Source organism: Hymenobacter sp., from assembly GCF_031398885.1.
Classification (GTDB): domain Bacteria; phylum Bacteroidota; class Bacteroidia; order Cytophagales; family Hymenobacteraceae; genus Hymenobacter.
On record NZ_JANNOD010000049.1, the window covers coordinates 45,794 to 61,968 of the forward strand.

The following is a 16,175-nucleotide window of genomic DNA, read 5'->3' on the forward strand; positions in this document are numbered from 1 at the left end:
ATCTAAAAGTATGACCTTGAAGCATATGCTTCATTAAAATTTGATTGAATAGCTTGTTCAAATTGGCTCAAAATGCCAATTTGTGACATCCGCCGTCATAGCAATTTTACTTATATATCATGAAGTAGGTGAGCAAGCCGCAGTATTTGAAAATAATGTTCCTGCCCCTTTCTACTTACATAAAAAACTTTTCTGACGTCCTTACGAGCCGCCTTCCATATCACAATGAGGGGGCGCTCAGCCAAAATACAAGCGCCAACTGGAACGTTATTTTTAAGTAAGTAATTGCATCCTCCGGTCCGCCTACCTTGGGCGGTCCGACCGGCCGCTGTCGAACCGATTTCGCCTGTGCGACAACCGGTCGGACCGCTTAGGACGGTCGGACCGGCGGCTCGGCCCCCTGCACGCTTACTTGTACACAACTACTCAAGTATTCGCCGTAATCTATTTCCTTTTGGCGGAACCTCTGAGACACAAAAAAGCCTGCCCCGTTGCGGGAGCAGGCTTTCCTTGGGTACGAAGCGAGTCCGCCGCTTACTTAGTCACCACGAAGCGAACCGACTGCACGGCGTCGCGCGTGGTCACCGTGGCCACGTACACGCCGGGAGTCAGGGTGGTGGGCAGGCTCAGGCTCTGCGAGCCGGCGGCCAGCTTGCCAGCGTTCAGCACCGTGGCCACTTGGCGGCCCAGGGCGTCCACCACGCGCACGGTGGCGGTGGTAGCGGTTTTCACGTCGAAGTTCAGGCGGGCAGCGGCGCCTTCGGTCGGGTTCGGCGACACCGAGAGGGCCTGCAGGGGGGAATTGATGGCGTTGCGGGTGGCTAGTACATCGCCAGCCACGTTGTAGCACGTGAGTTGGGGGTTGAAGTTAGTCCAACCGGCAGCCCAGTTAGTGGCACCAAAAGCACCGCGGTAAGTCACCACGTCGAAAGTGCTGTTCGGACCGCCGTTGCCGGCGCCAGTCAGCTTGGCATTGGTGAAGGCAGCACCGGTGGCCAGAATAGAGCCGGTCGTCAAGGCAAAATCCGGCACGCACTGCTTGTTACCAGAACAATTACCTTCGAAGTTGAAGTTGTCAGCGTTCAGGCCCAAGGCCGCTACTGTGCGAGTCGTGTCGTTGCCATTTCCACCCACGAAGGCCTTGATATCAAAGGCCGGGGTGGTAGCAGTAGTTCCGCCCAGCCGACCAGCGCGGGGGCTATAACCGGCTAACACGTTATTCTGAAAAGCGAGCCCCCCCGATGTAGCGTTGGCCTGCGTAGTGCCAGCGCCGCCGCCATTGATTTCGAGGCCCGAACGGCGGCCGGCGAACAAACTATTAAAGATGCTTTGCGACGAATTTTGGCGAATCAGTGCGCCAGCGGAATTGGCGAAAGGAGTGGCTGCGGCCGGCACCGTGGGCAAAAACACGCTGAAGTTGGAGAAAACCGCCGAGGTCAGGGGCGTAAGCGTGCTGTTCTGACCATCGTTGTCGCTTTCGAAGCCGTTGGAAACGCCGTTGGTGCCAAAGTCGCCGCGCGCGGGGTCGCGTACCGCTACACCGTACTGCACCCGGCCCGAAAAGCCAAAGTCGGTATCAAAGTCATCGTCGGTACCGGCCAGTGCAATCAGGTACTTAGCGTTCACCGTGCCGCCAAACCACTCAAAGGAGTCGTCTCCGGAACCCGTTACCTGGATGTGGTCAATGGTAGTACCGCTGCCTACCCCACCCAAGGTAAGGCCGTTAATCTCATTGGTAGGCAGGAAAGGAATACCCGGATACTCGATGCGCACATACTGCAAAACGCCCGAGTTATCATTGGCGACCGTGGCAGTGGGGCCACCGTAAAAAGCCTGAACGCCGCCTTCAATTTGTGTGGCGCTGGTGCGGTTAGTGGGGGCGTTACCCGTGATGATGATGCCACCCCAGTCACCCGGCGCGCGCTGCCCAGCAGGTTTCTCCGAAGTGAAGACAATGGGCTGAGCGGCCGTACCAGCGGCGAGGATGCGCCCACCCGGACGGATGACCAGCGCGCCTTGGTTAGCAAAGCTGCCCTTGATGAGGGTGCCCGACTCAATCGTTAGAGTGGCACCGCTGTTGACATAGACCACGCCATCAAGTATATAGATGTTCCCGCGAGTCCAGGTAACGTCGGCGGTAATTTGAAATCCTGGGTCTTTAGTGGGCGTACCCGTGCCCACCCGAATTACATTTGTGGACGTGGTTGGGCAAGGGGTCTGGGCGTAAGACGCCAAGGGTGAAGCCGCTGCGGCTACCGCAAGCAGAGTCGTGAGTACAAGCTTTTTCATGAAAAAGAATGGGTTGGTTAGGGTGGTGCAAAGGTTCGGAACCGTTATACGCCCTTCAAGCAGGGGCGATGTTATGGTTCGTCGGTTTTAATGTTACGCTTTCGTTGGCAACGCTGTCGTGGCGCAGACCTTTAGAAGCGGTAGGTGAGCCCGAGAGTCGAGTAAACGCCACGCCGGTAACGGGCGAAAGAAGCGCCTCTTTCAAACCCGTTGACTTCACCGTTGCGGTCAATGTCGTAGTACTGCCTTACCTCCTGGTTCAGCAAGTTTTGCACCCCGGCTCGTACTTCAAAATGCGAACCAACACCTTTGGTCAAAGCCAGGTCGACCACGTGCCGGGGGAGGTCAAACACGCTGTAGGTTTGGGTGCGGTCGCCAACGAAGGCAATGCGTGGGCCAACCACGTTATATTGCGCTGATACCTGCCAGCGACCTTCATCATCCTGGTAAAATACCCCCACGTTCACCACGTAAGGCGATTGTCCTTGCAGCGGCCGGTCAGTGAGGGCGAAGCCTTTGTTCAGCGCGCTGAGGGTGTCGAGCTGCACCCGACTCCGAATCAGTGAAGTATTAACTACGAACGAAAAGCGCTGCAAGAAGGCGCTCTGAGACAGGCCAACGAGTGATTTGCGGGCTTCCAGTTCCACGCCCACATCGTATGCGTTGTCGGCGTTCTGGTAGGTTAGGATTACGTTGGAGGAAGAGCGGGTTACTTGCTCAATGGCGTCGGTAAAATACTTGTAGAAAACTCCTACCGACAGTAGCTCGGAACGGGTGGGGTAAAATTCATAACGTAAATCGGCGTTATAAATACTGGCGGTACGTAATGCAGCTGAACCTGCAACAAAGAAGGTTGTACTAAAATCGTAGTAGGTGTAGTCAGCAATCTCCCGGAATTCCGGCCGGTTGATAGATACGCTAGTGGCGGCCCGCAACAGGTGGCGTTCGTTGAAGTTGTAAGTTGCGTTCAGCGAAGGCAGTACAAACGTGCGAATTTCTTCGTAGGGCTCCTGCGTTGAAGAAGTCGTTTCTACATTTCCAGAGGCGAGGTATTTGCGGTTGTATTCGATTCGTACGCCGCCGGTCAAGTTGAATTTGTCTGATAAAGGCGCCACTGCTCCGACATAGCCGGCCACCAACCGGTTTTCGCCCCTGTAGCGGTCCTGGGGCAGCGTGCCTTCCCGTATCACAAAGCCCCCATCCGGATTCAGGTTAGCGTTGTCGAAAATGGTTTCCAACGGCAAGTCAGCGAGTTTAAAATCGAAATTGCGGGACCGGGTGTAATTGAAGTAGCGGCTGCTATAGTCGCGGCGTTTTTCCTCGGCGTAAAAGCCAATTCGCAGCTTGTATTTGTTCACGCTAAGCGTATCGCGGCCGTCAAAACGACGCTCGAACTGACCGCTGGCCATGTAAGTGTTTTCGTTGAGCGAGGAGTAAAAGCGTGAACTGGTCTGCGGAACAATGTCGATGGCGACCCGGAAGGGGTTAGGGTCCGCAGGATTGTTTGGCGTCTGGTCGCGAGTTTGCTGGTTCTGCCGGTAGTCGGGCTCGTCACGGTTCACATAATTGTAGCCGGTTGCCCACGTAATGGTGCTCCGGTTGGTTTTTCCCGTTTCGTGAGAACCGCCAAGCTGACCCGAGTAAATACTACGACTCTGATAATGCAGCGAATAGTCGTTCCGCTCTTGCGGGTCAGAATTTTCAAAATTCAGGCCCTGGCGACGCACTACCTCATCGGTTCCGTACTGGTTGAAAAAGTTGCGGAACTCCACTCGGTTACGATCATTGAGCCGCACTTGATAGTTATGAATTATCCCCAGGCGGGCCGCTGACAGGCTGCGGGTGTCAGTGTAAGTCAAATCAGGGTCGGGTAGTACGCCAGGCGTCTGGACGTTATAGGCGTCAAATCGTTGACGGACCGACGTATTCTGCTCCTGCGTGTTGGAATAGGATACGGAAGTCACGTTACTTACATACGTCTTACCAATCTCAAACTTGCGGTTGATGCCAAGGGAGATGCGCAAATCAGGCCGCGAGGTACCGGTACTGGGAAGAAATTCGTTCCGTAGACCACTACGCAAGGCCTGGGTTTGCGTGGCATCGGAAGGGGTAGCAGGAGTCAAAGTCTTCAACGCGCCGGGTATTTCACGCAGGTTGTCGTCAAAACCTAAAAAATCAGTTGAACTGTGTTTTGAAGACAAATAACCACTTTGGAAGGTATTTGTGCTCCTACTCCAGCCTGATATTGTCAGGCTAGTCGTGTTTTCGAGCACACTATTCTTGGTGTAAACTTTCACCACCCCGCCGCCAAATTCACCCGGCAACTCTGGAGCGCCCGACTTGAAAATGAGCACCCGATCAATGACTGACGAGGGTAAAATGTCGAACGAAAAGGAACGGGTGTCCACTTCAGCTGAAGGTGTCAGCGCATCGTTGAGCAGCACCGTGTTGTACCGTTCTGCTAAGCCTCGAATGACGATAAAGTTATTATTCTGAATGGTGACGCCCGGAATGCGCTTCACCACTTCAGCGGCGTCGCGGTCCAGCGTCTTTACAATCTGGTCGTTACTCATCCCGCTCACCACCACTTCACTCTTTTTCAAATCCTGAATTAGGGCGACTTCGGTGCCGGTTTGCTTCACGCCGGTTACCACTACGTCGCCGAGGCTGGTGGAGCTGGCCTCCATCTCCCCGTTGAGGGTGGTGGGCTGGCCGCTGGCGATGACGATGCCGGGGAACGTGAGCGGCTTGTAGCCCACGTAGGTCACCGTGATGTTGTAGGTGCCGGGGTCGAGGGACAGGGAGTAATTGCCTTCTATGTCGACTGGCGCGGCCTGGGTGGTGCCGGTCACCAGCACGGTGGCCCCGATGACGCCCTCTTTGGTTTTTTTATCCGTTACCTTGCCCACCAGCGTCCCCTGCTGCCCAAAGGCCAGGGTACTCGTCAGCAGCAATAAAAAGCCCAGTAAAATGTGGCGCATACAATAGTGACTTGGTTTGATGCCGCAAAATTATCGGGGGCCTATTATGAGAAGGTAGCCGCCATGTTGCCCTATTGTTACGCCACTCGCCAGGTGTTTTTCTACTCATTGACAGTGAGTACTTTTGCGTCCTTTTTTTAATTCGGCGCACGCTGCTTCAACCAACGAGAGAAACCGTTGCCCAAGGAACCATTCGGGGCCCGTGAGTGCCAACCGCTGCTGCCCGTGTTCTTAGTTCACCCGGCCCGGTGGGCGGAATTGCCATTTATTTGCGGGCACCAATCAAAACAAGGCGCCGCGCCCGGCCCGAAATGCGCCGCTAATTGCCCCCGCTATGCTCCTTTCCATGACCGGTTACGGCCAAGCCCACCGCGAAACCGACAGCTACACAGCTACCCTCGAACTCAGGTCCATTAATGCCAAGACCCTGGACCTGACCCTGCGCTTGCCGCGGTTTCTGCTGCCAAACGAGCTGGAAATCCGCAACGCGGTGGCCAAGGCCCTGCTGCGCGGCAAGGTCAACCTCAGCCTTGATTTTACCCGGCCCGCCGCGGCGCGCGCCGCGGCCACCCTGAACAAGGACGCGTTGGTGGCGGCTTTTCACGAACTCCGGGCCGTAGCCCAAAGCCTGGGCCTGCCCGCCGGCGAAAACACCCTACTGGCGGCGCTGCGCCTGCCGGGTGTGATTCCCAGCGCGGCCGAAGCGCGCGATGCCGAGCCCGCAGCCGAGGAGCTGGCCTGGCCCGAACTGCAGCCGCTGCTCGCCGAGGCCCTAGCGGCCATGCAGCAGTTCCGGCAGGACGAAGGCCACGCCCTCAGCACCGAAATCCTGGGCTACGTGGCCACCATTCGCCAGCAGCTGGCCGCCGTGGAGCAGCACGACCCCGCCCGCATCGAGCACGTGCGCCAGCGCCTGGCCGCCCACCTGGCCGAGCTCACCAACCACGAGCAGTTCAGTGCCACCCGCTTCGAGCAGGAGGTGCTGTATTACATTGAGAAGCTGGACATTGCCGAAGAAAAAGTACGTTTGGCGGCTCACTTGGCTTACTTCGAGCAGGCCGTACACCAGCCCGACGAAGCGGCAGGCAAAAAGCTCGGCTTCCTGGCGCAGGAGATTGGCCGCGAAATCAACACCATCGGCTCCAAAGCCAACGACGCCGCAGTGCAGCACCTGGTAGTGGGCATGAAGGAAGAGCTGGAAAAAATAAAGGAGCAATTAAATAATATTCTTTAGTAGTCGGCCTTGCGGCCTGATTAGGCAGTGCCACCCACCGCCCGACACCTTCAATTCCAGCATTAAATATTCATTCAATAATATTATTCCTATAAACTTTAAAGTCCTATCGTTGCAAGAGGCTTTTTGGTCGAATATTTGAACTGTATGCTCACATCTCTGGCCGATGCCCACAACATTCCCATTGATAGGGTGTTATTAGCTGCCAAGGCCAGTTTCAGCCTGAAGTTTAAAAATAAATCGTAATATTTGTGGTCCTAAAGTTGGATGCTTAGATATTGTGTCTAACTTGGGTTGACGAACGTTGGTTTAGCTACCCACTCTTATCCCCCGCTAACATGAAATTTACATTTTTACTCTGTATTCTGGGGCTCTTGCTCACGGCCGCGCGCCCCGCATCCGAAATCGAACTCGTTAAGAAACGCGTGCTCAGCGAGCGGGTGGAAATCCTCATTCCCAAGGGTTTTGAGGTGATGACCGAACAGCAAATGGACTTCGCCTACGCCAAGGCGCAAAGCCGGCCGAGCGTTATTTTCACGAACAACAACCTCATCAGCCTCGCTTTCAACTACAGCGACAACGACGCCGACCAGGACATGGTTGACATCTACGCCGGTTCGTTCAGCAAGACCTACCACAAGCAGTACAAAGACGCCACGTGGTTTGGCGACGGCGTGAAGAACATCAACAACCGCAAGGTGGGCTACATGGAATTCATGAAGCCCGAATTGGGCCACGAGGTATACACGCTGGTATTTTTCACCGACGTGGAAGGTAAGCTGATGATTTGCACCTTCAACTGCGCCGACCGTCAGAAGCCCGAATGGGAGCCCATCGCCAAGCAAATCATGCTTTCGCTGAAGGCCAAAGGTTAAGGAAAACAAGTTGTCCATTAGCAGCTGCTAGTTGTCAGTCTTAGATAGATGAGCGCTGACAACTGACAACCAAAAATAGTCGGCAGCCGAACCTGTGTTCGGCTGCCGACTATTTTTTTGAGGTGGGTGCCGCGCCCAAGTCGTTCAAAAAGTCGCGCACCAACCCGAAGGCGCCGGCAAAGCCCGCCAGTGACAGCGCCGCGGGCCGGTCGTGGATGTCATGGTAGGCGGGGCTGCCGCCGCGAGTGTAGAGGAAGAACGCGGGCACGCCAGCTTCGGAGAACGGGAAATGGTCGGAGTTGGCGGCGGGACCGCGCGGGGCCAGTTGCGGCAGGTAGTGGTGCGCGGCGTTGAGGGCCAGGAGGCGGCGGTAGGGCGCTTCCAGCACCCGGCCGTTCACAACGGTGGCGCCCTGCTCGCCGGTACCCAGCAGGTCGAGGTTGACCAGAAACTTGATGCGCGGGAGCGGTACCAGCGGGTGGGCCACAAAATAGCGGGAGCCAACCAAGCCGGCTTCTTCGGCCCCGAAGAGCAGGAACACCACGGAATACGCCGGGCGGTTCTCGGGCCGGGCGTAGTGGGCGGCCAGCTCCAGCAGCAGGGCCACGCCGCTGGCGTTGTCGTTGGCACCCGGGAAGTACGTGTTGGCGCCCATCGCGCCCAGGTGGTCGTAGTGCGCCGAGACGACGAGGAAAGAATCGGGCTGCGCGGTGCCGCGGACAATGGCGGCGAGGTTCTGGGTTTGGTAATTGCGTTGCAAGACGGCGTCAACCCGGCACCGCACCCGCAGCGGGGCCGCGGCTGCCCGCCGGGCTTCCTCCCACCGGGGCGCCAGCAGCTCTATCCGGGGCTGCGGCGCCTGGCTTCCGGCCAGGGCAGCGGTGAGCTTGGGGACGAGCGTAATCCAGGCCGCCGCCGAGTCGAGGTGCTGGCGCAGGGCCGGGGCCAGCAAGGGCAGCCGCCGCGCATCGCGGGCCCGCAGCAGCACTACCCGCTGCCGGACCGGCTCCCTTAGTAGCTGCTGGGCCGCTTCAGAATTGGTGAAAACGGCCGAATCAAGCCAAAGAACCTGGGCTTCCTCGACGCTGCCGGAGTTGGATTCGGGCGCGGTAATGAAGTCTTGACCGGCGCGTAATCCAAGGCTGAGAGTAGTTCCGCTAGACGCACCAAGCTGCAGCTCAACTGCCCCCGGAAACGTATTTACGTCCAGCGTAAACGGCTGGGTGTAGTCCGGCACCAGCGGTTCCAGCCGCAGCTCCCGAAACCGACCGCGCAGGTAGGCGGCCGCCTTGCGCTCGCCTTGGCCCACGTAGCCCCGCCCGTGCATGGCCGGCGCGGCCAATTGCTCAATGGTGCGCCGGGCCCGGGCGGTATCCTGGGCGCGGAGCGGCCTCCAAGCACCGGGGGCCAGCGTGCTCCACAGCGCGAGGAAAACCACCGTCCGCGCCTGTCGTGCCCGGCGGGCCGTCCAGGCCGTAGCTGCCCCTACTGCCAGGGCCGCCCCGAGGCCGTCGCTCAGCAAGTCGGTCCAGTCGCCGTGGCGGCCCAGGCGCATGGCATGCTGTAATACCTCAATCAGCCCGCCAAACAGAACGCTGCCTCCGAACACGGCCCACCCGGCGCGCCCGGCCGGCCAAGGCCGGCCACGCTGCCGGCGCAGCGAGAACCAGCTCAGGCCCGCCAGCACGAAAAAGACGCCCGCGTGGGCCGCCGTGTCGAACGACAGCAGCTCCCACACGGGCGTAACGGGCATGGCCTGGGCGGGCGTGAGGGTGAGCACCAGCACCCCGAGGGCCCACCCCAGCGGGAGGGCCCACAGGGTGCGACGGGCCAGCGGCGCGGGCTTGCCGGGAGTCAGCATCGGGCGGCGTGGGGGCGGACGACCGCCCCGGTTGGGCTAGGCCCCGACCAGCTCGCCGTAGGTTGCGGCGGAAAGCAGGCCTTCCAACTCGGCGGGGTTGGCGATGGAGATTTTTACCATCCAGCCGTCGCCGTAGGGGTCGGAATTGACGGTTTCGGGGGCGTCGGCCAGCTTGGCGTTCACCTCCAGCACGGTGCCGGTGATGGGGCTGAACAAGTCGGACACCGTCTTGACGGCTTCCACGGTGCCGAACACGTCGTGCTGGGCCACTTCTTTGTCGACCGTATCGATGTCAACGTACACGATGTCGCCCAGCTCTTTCTGGGCATGGTCGGTGATGCCCACGTACGCAACGTCGCCCTCGACGCGAATCCATTCGTGGTCCTTGGTGTAATGCAGCGTGGCGGGTAGGTTCATTTTGTCAACGGGTGAGTGGGTGAATGAGGCGTGGGGACAATTCCTGGCTTTCGCCGAGGTTCAAAAGTAGGCATCCCGGCGCAACTGCTGGCTACTTGCGGGTCTGTGGTTATTACACTTGTTCCTGAATAAACAAAGGCCGTCATGCCGAGCGCCGCGAAGCATCTCGCGTGCCATGATAAACCAATTGATTGAGTCACTACCCCACGCGAGATGCTTCGCGGCGCTCGGCATGACGGCCTTTATTGATAACTTTTATTCAGGAAAAATATGTTCTTTCATTCGCTCATTCACCCCTTCACTCACTGGGTCAGGCTGTAGCGCAACTGCACGCCGCCCTCGGTGTTGGTGTTGCGGTAGGCGCTTTTGACGCGCGGCTCGGTAACGGTCTGGCTGTAGTAAAGCTGCAGGTTGAGCCGGGTATTGAGCAGGTAGTCGATGGTGGGGCGCAGTTGCAGGGTTTTGGAGCCGTTGGTAAGCAGGCCCACGGGGCGGCCCACCTCCCCGGCAGCCGTGGAGACAGGGTCCACCACGCCCTCAATGCTGCGCTGGATGGTGATGTTGTCGCGGATGCTCAGGTCGAGGCGGGCGGTGAGGCTGTTTTTCAGCACCCGCTGCTCGCCGCCCACCCGGAAGGGCAGCTTGAGGCTGTTGGTGGCGTAGCCCACGCCCACGATGATTTCGTTGGTGTAAAGCTCCGTGACCTGGGCGTTGGTGGTGTTCAGGATAACGGACCGGTCGGTGCGGTACTCAACGCGGCCCGTGGCCCGGCTCACGGTCTGGAAATTGACCCCAACTAGTGGTGAGAGGCGCTCGATGATGCCCACTTGCCCCACCACGTAGTAGGGAATGAACTGGCCCGAATTGTTAGTTAAATTGGGGAAATTATTATCGGGGTTGAAATTAGATTCGTACTGTGTGGAGGTGGTGTAGCCGCCCACATTGTAGGTGGAAGAATAGGAGTGGTTGAGGGTGAAGGAAGTGAAGTACTTTTTGACGAGGGGCAAATCCGCAAAGCCGTTGTAGTCCACCCGCCAGTTGGGCAGGGGCAGCAGGGCGAAGGGGTCAAAGGGCTTGGCCTTGTAGCCGTTGGAATTCCGGCCGCGGTAGGCATCGATGAAGCTTTGCACCAGCACCTCCTGCGAGTTGAAGCCGTACGTGCCGGGTGTGCTACTGTTGGCTGCGGTCAATTTCTGCTGCACTGCTTCTCTGTTCTTCACGAACTGGTCAAAGGCTTTGGACGTCTGGCCGTCAGCGCCCAAGTCCCCAAAAAGGGTCTGGATAGTAATGGTGGAAGTTTGGAACGAGCCGGTGCCGATAAGCGGGTTGAGCGCCAGCTTCAAGCGGTCCGGGTTGTCAGGGTCGGGAAAGGGCAGCAGCGTGGTTTCATCCAGCTGATTGCGGTAGTACACTTCCTGGTTGCGGGCCAGCTGCCGGCGCGCGTCCACCTGGATGTTGAAACCCCGAAACGGCTCCAGGGCCGTGCGCAGGGTGAGCGTTTCGGTGCGCAGGGCGCTCAGCGCAGTGTTGAGGTATTCGCTGCTGCCGGTGTACCAGCCGCGGTCCCGGGCGCGCTCGTACAGGGTTTGGAGGCCGGGCTGGTCGCCGAGCACGAAGGGCAGGCCCGGGGCAGTCAGGTCCTGGTCGAGGCCGAAACGGTGGGTGCGGGGCAGGTAGCCGGGCAGCAGCGTGCCATCGGAGCGCACGTAGGTGAAGTTGAGCGAGCGGGCCGTCATCAGCGAGCGGAACACGGCTTTTACGAAGCGGTTTTTTTCCCGGGTGGTGTCGGCGGGCGCGGCGGCTTTCGCACGCGCCGAGTCCTGGCCGGGCCGAATCAGGCGCTTGGGGTCCAGGCGGACGGCTTTGGGGCGGCCCGTGGGCGGCGGGGCATTGTTGATGATGTTGAGAAACTTCACCTTGTTGTACAGCTTCACCAGGTCGATGCGGCCGTTGGCGCTCAGCTCGCGGTTGTTCTGCACGGTGTTGCCCAGGTTGATTTGGTAAGTGGTGGTGTCAGCGCCCGTGGGGTTGTCGGGCGTAATCTTGGTTGGGTCGATACCCGTCGGGAACACGGGCGCACGCTGGCCCGTCGACGCGGCCTGCCAGGTGTAGTTGGCGGCGTAGCGGGTGTCGGCGCTGAGCCAGTCGGTGAGGGGAAATTTGTCGAGCGGCAGCCGGTAGGTTAGCGCGGCCACCTGGTTGAAGTTGACCGTCCGGCCGCCGCGCAGCAGGTTGTCTTGGATGAGGTTGCGGTTGCGGACGGCTGCGGAGTCGCTGCCGATGGTGCGGCCGCGGCCCTCGTCCACCACGCCGCGGTTATTGGCGGTGTAGTCGAAAATCAGGCTCTTGGTCAGGTCCCACTTCACGTCATAGATGCGGCTGATATAGAACGACTTCTGGATGACGGGCAGGCCCGCCACCACCGGCAGGGAGCCCGGCTCCAGCACCCGCTGCAGGAACCGCTCGTTGTAGCGCCGGTCAATGTCGGTGCGGAAGGAGAAGCGCGAGGGCAGGGGCGTGAAGTTCAGCTCCTGGAAAATCTTCAGGTACGGGTTGTCCAGGGCCTTAATCTTGCTCAGCGGCGCGTAGTTCTTGGGCGTGGTCTGGTACACGTAGGCCACCGCGCCGGTGTAGGAGCGGGTGTAGTCACGGTCGGTGCGGATGTCGGTGTGCAGGCGCTCGGTGAGGGAGTAGCTCAGGGCCAGGTTCTCCACGTCCCAGGGCTTGGGCACGGCGGGGGGGGCGCCGGGCTTGCCGGGCCCGCGCTCCTTGCGCACGTTCAGCACCGCGATGCTGCGGCTGGTGGTTTGGTCGATGACGTTTTTGCGGTACTCGGTCCGGGCCTCCGCGTTGGTTTCACCGGCGGGGGTTTTAAATTTCTGCAGGCTCTGGGTGAGCTTGGTGTCGGGGTCGAGGGGGTCGTAGAGGGGCGTGCGGCTTTCGTGGCCGATTTGCAGCAGCACGGGTACCCGCAGGCCCAGCTGCGCGGGCAGGAACTTCTCGGCCGCCACCGTGGCCTGCAGGTCGCCGCGCAGCACGTCGTCCACCGAGCGCTGCTGGGCCTTGTCCTGCAAGCCGCCGAAGCCCACGCTGGTGAAGCTGCCCGTGGCCGTGACGTTGGCCAGGTCGGCCATCTTCACGTTGAGGCGGGCGGTGGCGGCGTAGCCGGCCTGCTGCTCGAAATCCTGCACCCGGAACTCGTCGGCCCACATGCTCGCGCTGATGCTGCTCGTGCGCGGGTCGGTGCCGCTGGCCAGCGGGTTGAGCATGCCAATCATCACGCCCTGCACCGTCGAAAAGTCGGGGTTGCCGACCACCGTGATGGTGGCGCCGTTGGGCAGTTCCTTCACGTACGGAACCTGGTAGTTGATGGGGGTGCGCTGGTTGCGCTCGGCCTTGGCGTTGATGAAGTCCTGAAACGACACTTCGATGCGGTTGGCCCGCGGCCATACGTCATCGAGGCCAGTGGCGCCAGGCGGGGTAATCTTGAGCGGTAGCGAATACTGGTAATAGTTCTGGGTGTAGTCGGTGCCGATGCGGACGAAGGCCTGCAGCTCGTTGTCTTCCAAGGTTCTGTCCTCGCTGTCGGCGTGCAGAAACAGCTTGAGGCGCTTGTAGCGCAGCATGTTAATGCTCAGGTTTTTGTAAGCGGCCTTGGCAAAGCCGTCGCGCAGGCTCGTCACGGTCAGGCGCAGGCTCTGCTCGTTTTGCAGACGCGAGGTGCTGGTGCTGCCGTATTCGCGGTCGCGCAAAATGTTGGGGGGCGACACGTAGGGAATTTTGCCGGTGCCATCGGCCGCGGCCAAGCCATTTTCCTCCACGCTCACCGTGGAAATATCGAAGGCGTCGGCATCGTTAATCACGCCCACGGGCGCGGCCAGGCGGGGGTCCACGATGGGAGTCAGGAAGCGGCGCCACTGGTTGGCCACGAACTGGGGCTGCACCAGGCGCAGCACCACCGGCTGCTCCCAGCCGGTCATGTACATGCGCAGGAAGCGGATGTTTTTGAAGCCGAACGGCTCCGTGGCGCCGCGCAACGCGACGTTATCCCCCAGGGGCGCCCGTATCGGAATGCGGAACTGGTACCACGATACCTGGTCGCCGTCGACGGTGTTGGTTACCTTGTCGATGATGAAGTTCTGGCCCACTTCCAGGGCGTTGGGGCGCAGGCGCAGGCGGTACTCGTAGTAGCGCTCCGAGTCCTGCACCACGTTGTCGCGGTTCAGGTCTTCCTTGTCCGGGAAGGCCGTGGAGCTGAGCTGGCTGTTTTCGGCCGAGTTGCCGTCGTAGCCGTTGTAGTTTTTGTAGCGCCCCAGAATCTTGGTGTTGGTTTGGTCGTAGCTGCCGTCGAGGTGGTGGCGGAAGTTGTCGGCCGAGGGGTCGGGCAGGTTGGCGTACGCCGCGCCGTAGCCATTCGGCTGCGCGGCCTGCACCCGCTCGTTGTCGTCGTTCACGCCGTCGAGGCCCACGTCCTGGCGCGGGCGGGCGCCGGGCGTGGCGTTGAAGGCATCGGTCAGGAATTGCTGGGTCGTGACGCGGCCGTAGCGGGTGGCGTTGCTGTTGTCGGCAATTTCGGTGGGGTCGTCGGTGATGGGCAGACCGTTCTCAAACTCGTGCTGGCTGCTGTCCCGCAGCGCGTCCTCGCTCACGTTGCCCAGGTTGATGAGCAGGTCGCCGCCGGTGGTGTTGTTAGTGGGCGGGTTTTGCGAGTCGTTGACCTGCCCGTTCGCGCCGCCGATGAACGGGTCCATCATCCAGAACTCCAGGTACTCGATGTTGGCGTTGTCGAAGTCGGTATCAAACGTAATGGCCCGGCTGATGCCGCCAAACTTCCTTCTTAACCCCGGCACGTCGGCCTCGGGGCCGGTAAATTTTTGGCCCTCCGCATCGATATTCGAATTGTAGTTGTAGGGCCCGCGCTCGCCGGGAAAGTAGGCCATGTCGAACGTGTACTCGTAGCCGTTGCCCGTCGAGCCCAGGTCCTTGTTCGGGAACACCTCGTCGCGCTTGATGCCGCGGGTGTAGTGGTTGCGCAGGTCGCCGGCCGTGATGTTGCCCGGCACGTTGGGGCCGCCCACGTAGTAGGTCTGGTCCACGGTGTACCAGGCCAGGCGGGCGCGGTTGTAGTTGTAGTCCAGGCCCACGGCCGTGCTGCCCGCGATGGGCGCGGGCGTGGCGGCCAGGCGCCAGAGCGGAATGGCGGCCAGCCCGCCCAGGGTGTAGGGCGTGCGCGCGTTCTCAAAATCGTCGACGTACGACACGCCGTCCTCGCCGTTGCCCAGCCGCGACTGGCCCGCCAGCAGCTTGGCAAACTCGCCGCTGAAGGCAATGGTCGAAATCTCCTTGGTCGAGAGGAAGGGCAGCTTGTCGAGGTACTTGGTCAGCACCCGGCTGTCCTTGCGGATGCTGCCGTCCAGGCCCACGATGGCGTTGTTGCCCGGCTCGTCGCCCACGTTCACGCGGTTGATGCCGGGGGCCTGGTTTTCGAGCAGGTACAGGGCCGTGCCGCCGATGTTAACATCCTTGTTGAGCCGGTAGTCGAGGCGGGTGCCCAGCAGGCGACGGGGCTGCACCTGCACCAGGGCATTTTTTTCAAACTCGACCCGCAGCTCGTTGGCCGAGTTCAGGTAGGCCGGGTTCAGGATTTTCACCTTGGCCTGGTCGTAGAACACCTGGTAGTCGACGCCCTCGGTGAGCAGCGTGGAGCCCGAGCGCACCCGCACCGAGCCCTGCGCAATGCCGATGCCCGGCAGGGTAATCTCGTCGGAGCCCGCCCCGCCCTGAAAGCGCCCGCGCAGGAAAAACTTGTCCTTTTCCTGCCGCTGCTGGGCGTCGCTCTGGGTCTGGTTGTACAGCTCGCCGTACACGTACTTGGCAATCAGGTCCGTCTCGCCCGGGTCAAACTGCGCGCGCAGGAAGGAGCCGAACGGCTGCACGTTCGGGAAAATGATTTTACCCAGCTCCGGGTCAATCGTGACGCCGGGAAAAAAGTCAAAGTTGCCGTCCGGGTTGCGGTCGTTGTTGGGGTTCACGCGGTCCAGGCCCAGCACCTCAATCAGCGGGCGGTCGGCAATGCGGCGGCCTTCCTTGAGCGAAATCAAGTCCACCCCCGTCTCGTCGTCCTTGTAAATAAATTGCAGCTGGAAGTTGTCGCGCTGCAGCTGGGAGGCATTCAGGGGATAGATGTTTTTCATCATCAGGTCCCAGGTCGGCGTGTTGAGGGTGGTCTGGCCGGGGTTGAGCGGGTCGGGGCGCGGCACGGCGGCGGGCAGCACGTCCACGCCGGGGTTGCTGGCCCGCAGCATCTTGAGGAACACCACTTCGTCGGGCCCTACTTCGGGGCCGTAGTCTTCCGACAGCTCGCCCACGGTGTAGGTCTTGCCGTTGAAGAGGTAGGAGTAGCTCACGCCCAGCACCTGGTCGGGCAGCAGGGCCGTGTTGAGCGACACGTAGCCCAGCTGCGCGTTGAAAGTAAACTCGCGCGTGTCGAGCTTGCGGGCCCGCACCCGCTCAAAGTC

Annotated in this window: 7 protein-coding genes; 2 read left to right on the forward strand and 5 right to left on the reverse strand. The window is 60.3% G+C overall.

The features are described 5' to 3' along the window. Nucleotides 1-534 precede the first annotated feature (534 nt). Nucleotides 535-2,091, reverse strand: a complete 1,557-nt coding sequence (locus tag RMO51_RS08895; protein WP_310393918.1) for a T9SS type A sorting domain-containing protein — start codon at nt 2,089-2,091, stop codon at nt 535-537. Between the two features lie 329 nt (nt 2,092-2,420). Continuing rightward, the gene (locus RMO51_RS08900; protein WP_310393919.1) at nt 2,421-5,270 is read right to left on the reverse strand and encodes a TonB-dependent receptor domain-containing protein; all 2,850 of its coding nucleotides are present in this window, start codon (nt 5,268-5,270) and stop codon (nt 2,421-2,423) included. 334 nt (nt 5,271-5,604) lie between these two features. On the opposite strand from RMO51_RS08900, the gene RMO51_RS08905 reads away from it, so the two are divergent. Then, nucleotides 5,605-6,504, forward strand: a complete 900-nt coding sequence (locus RMO51_RS08905) for a YicC/YloC family endoribonuclease (RefSeq protein WP_310393921.1) — start codon at nt 5,605-5,607, stop codon at nt 6,502-6,504. Nucleotides 6,505-6,842: 338 nt separating this feature from the next. Further along, the gene (locus tag RMO51_RS08910; RefSeq protein ID WP_310393922.1) at nt 6,843-7,379 is read left to right on the forward strand and encodes a hypothetical protein; all 537 of its coding nucleotides are present in this window, start codon (nt 6,843-6,845) and stop codon (nt 7,377-7,379) included. A gap of 109 nt (nt 7,380-7,488) precedes the next feature. Here the strand turns inward: RMO51_RS08910 and RMO51_RS08915 are convergent, their stop codons facing one another. The 3 genes from RMO51_RS08915 to sprA form a co-directional block, all read right to left on the reverse strand. Further along, nucleotides 7,489-9,240: a M28 family peptidase gene (locus tag RMO51_RS08915; protein WP_310393923.1), complete on the reverse strand. Its 1,752-nt coding sequence runs from the start codon at nt 9,238-9,240 to the stop codon at nt 7,489-7,491. 36 nt (nt 9,241-9,276) lie between these two features. Next, nucleotides 9,277-9,657 carry a glycine cleavage system protein GcvH gene (gcvH, locus tag RMO51_RS08920; RefSeq protein ID WP_310393924.1) on the reverse strand — a complete coding sequence of 127 codons (381 nt, stop codon included), beginning with the start codon at nt 9,655-9,657 and terminating at the stop codon, nt 9,277-9,279. Between the two features lie 302 nt (nt 9,658-9,959). Further along, nucleotides 9,960-16,163 carry a cell surface protein SprA gene (sprA, locus tag RMO51_RS08925; RefSeq protein WP_310393926.1) on the reverse strand — a complete coding sequence of 2,068 codons (6,204 nt, stop codon included), beginning with the start codon at nt 16,161-16,163 and terminating at the stop codon, nt 9,960-9,962. Nucleotides 16,164-16,175: the final 12 nt, after the last annotated feature.

Bases quoted from the DNA above. Each gene is read 5' to 3' on its own strand.
- RMO51_RS08905 (WP_310393921.1), top strand. From the start codon at position 5,605: ATGCTCCTTTCCATGACCGGTTACGGCCAAGCCCACCGCGAAACCGAC.
- gcvH (WP_310393924.1), bottom strand. From the start codon at position 9,657: ATGAACCTACCCGCCACGCTGCATTACACCAAGGACCACGAATGGATT.
- RMO51_RS08900 (WP_310393919.1), bottom strand. From the start codon at position 5,270: ATGCGCCACATTTTACTGGGCTTTTTATTGCTGCTGACGAGTACCCTG.
- RMO51_RS08915 (WP_310393923.1), bottom strand. From the start codon at position 9,240: ATGCTGACTCCCGGCAAGCCCGCGCCGCTGGCCCGTCGCACCCTGTGG.
- RMO51_RS08910 (WP_310393922.1), top strand. From the start codon at position 6,843: ATGAAATTTACATTTTTACTCTGTATTCTGGGGCTCTTGCTCACGGCC.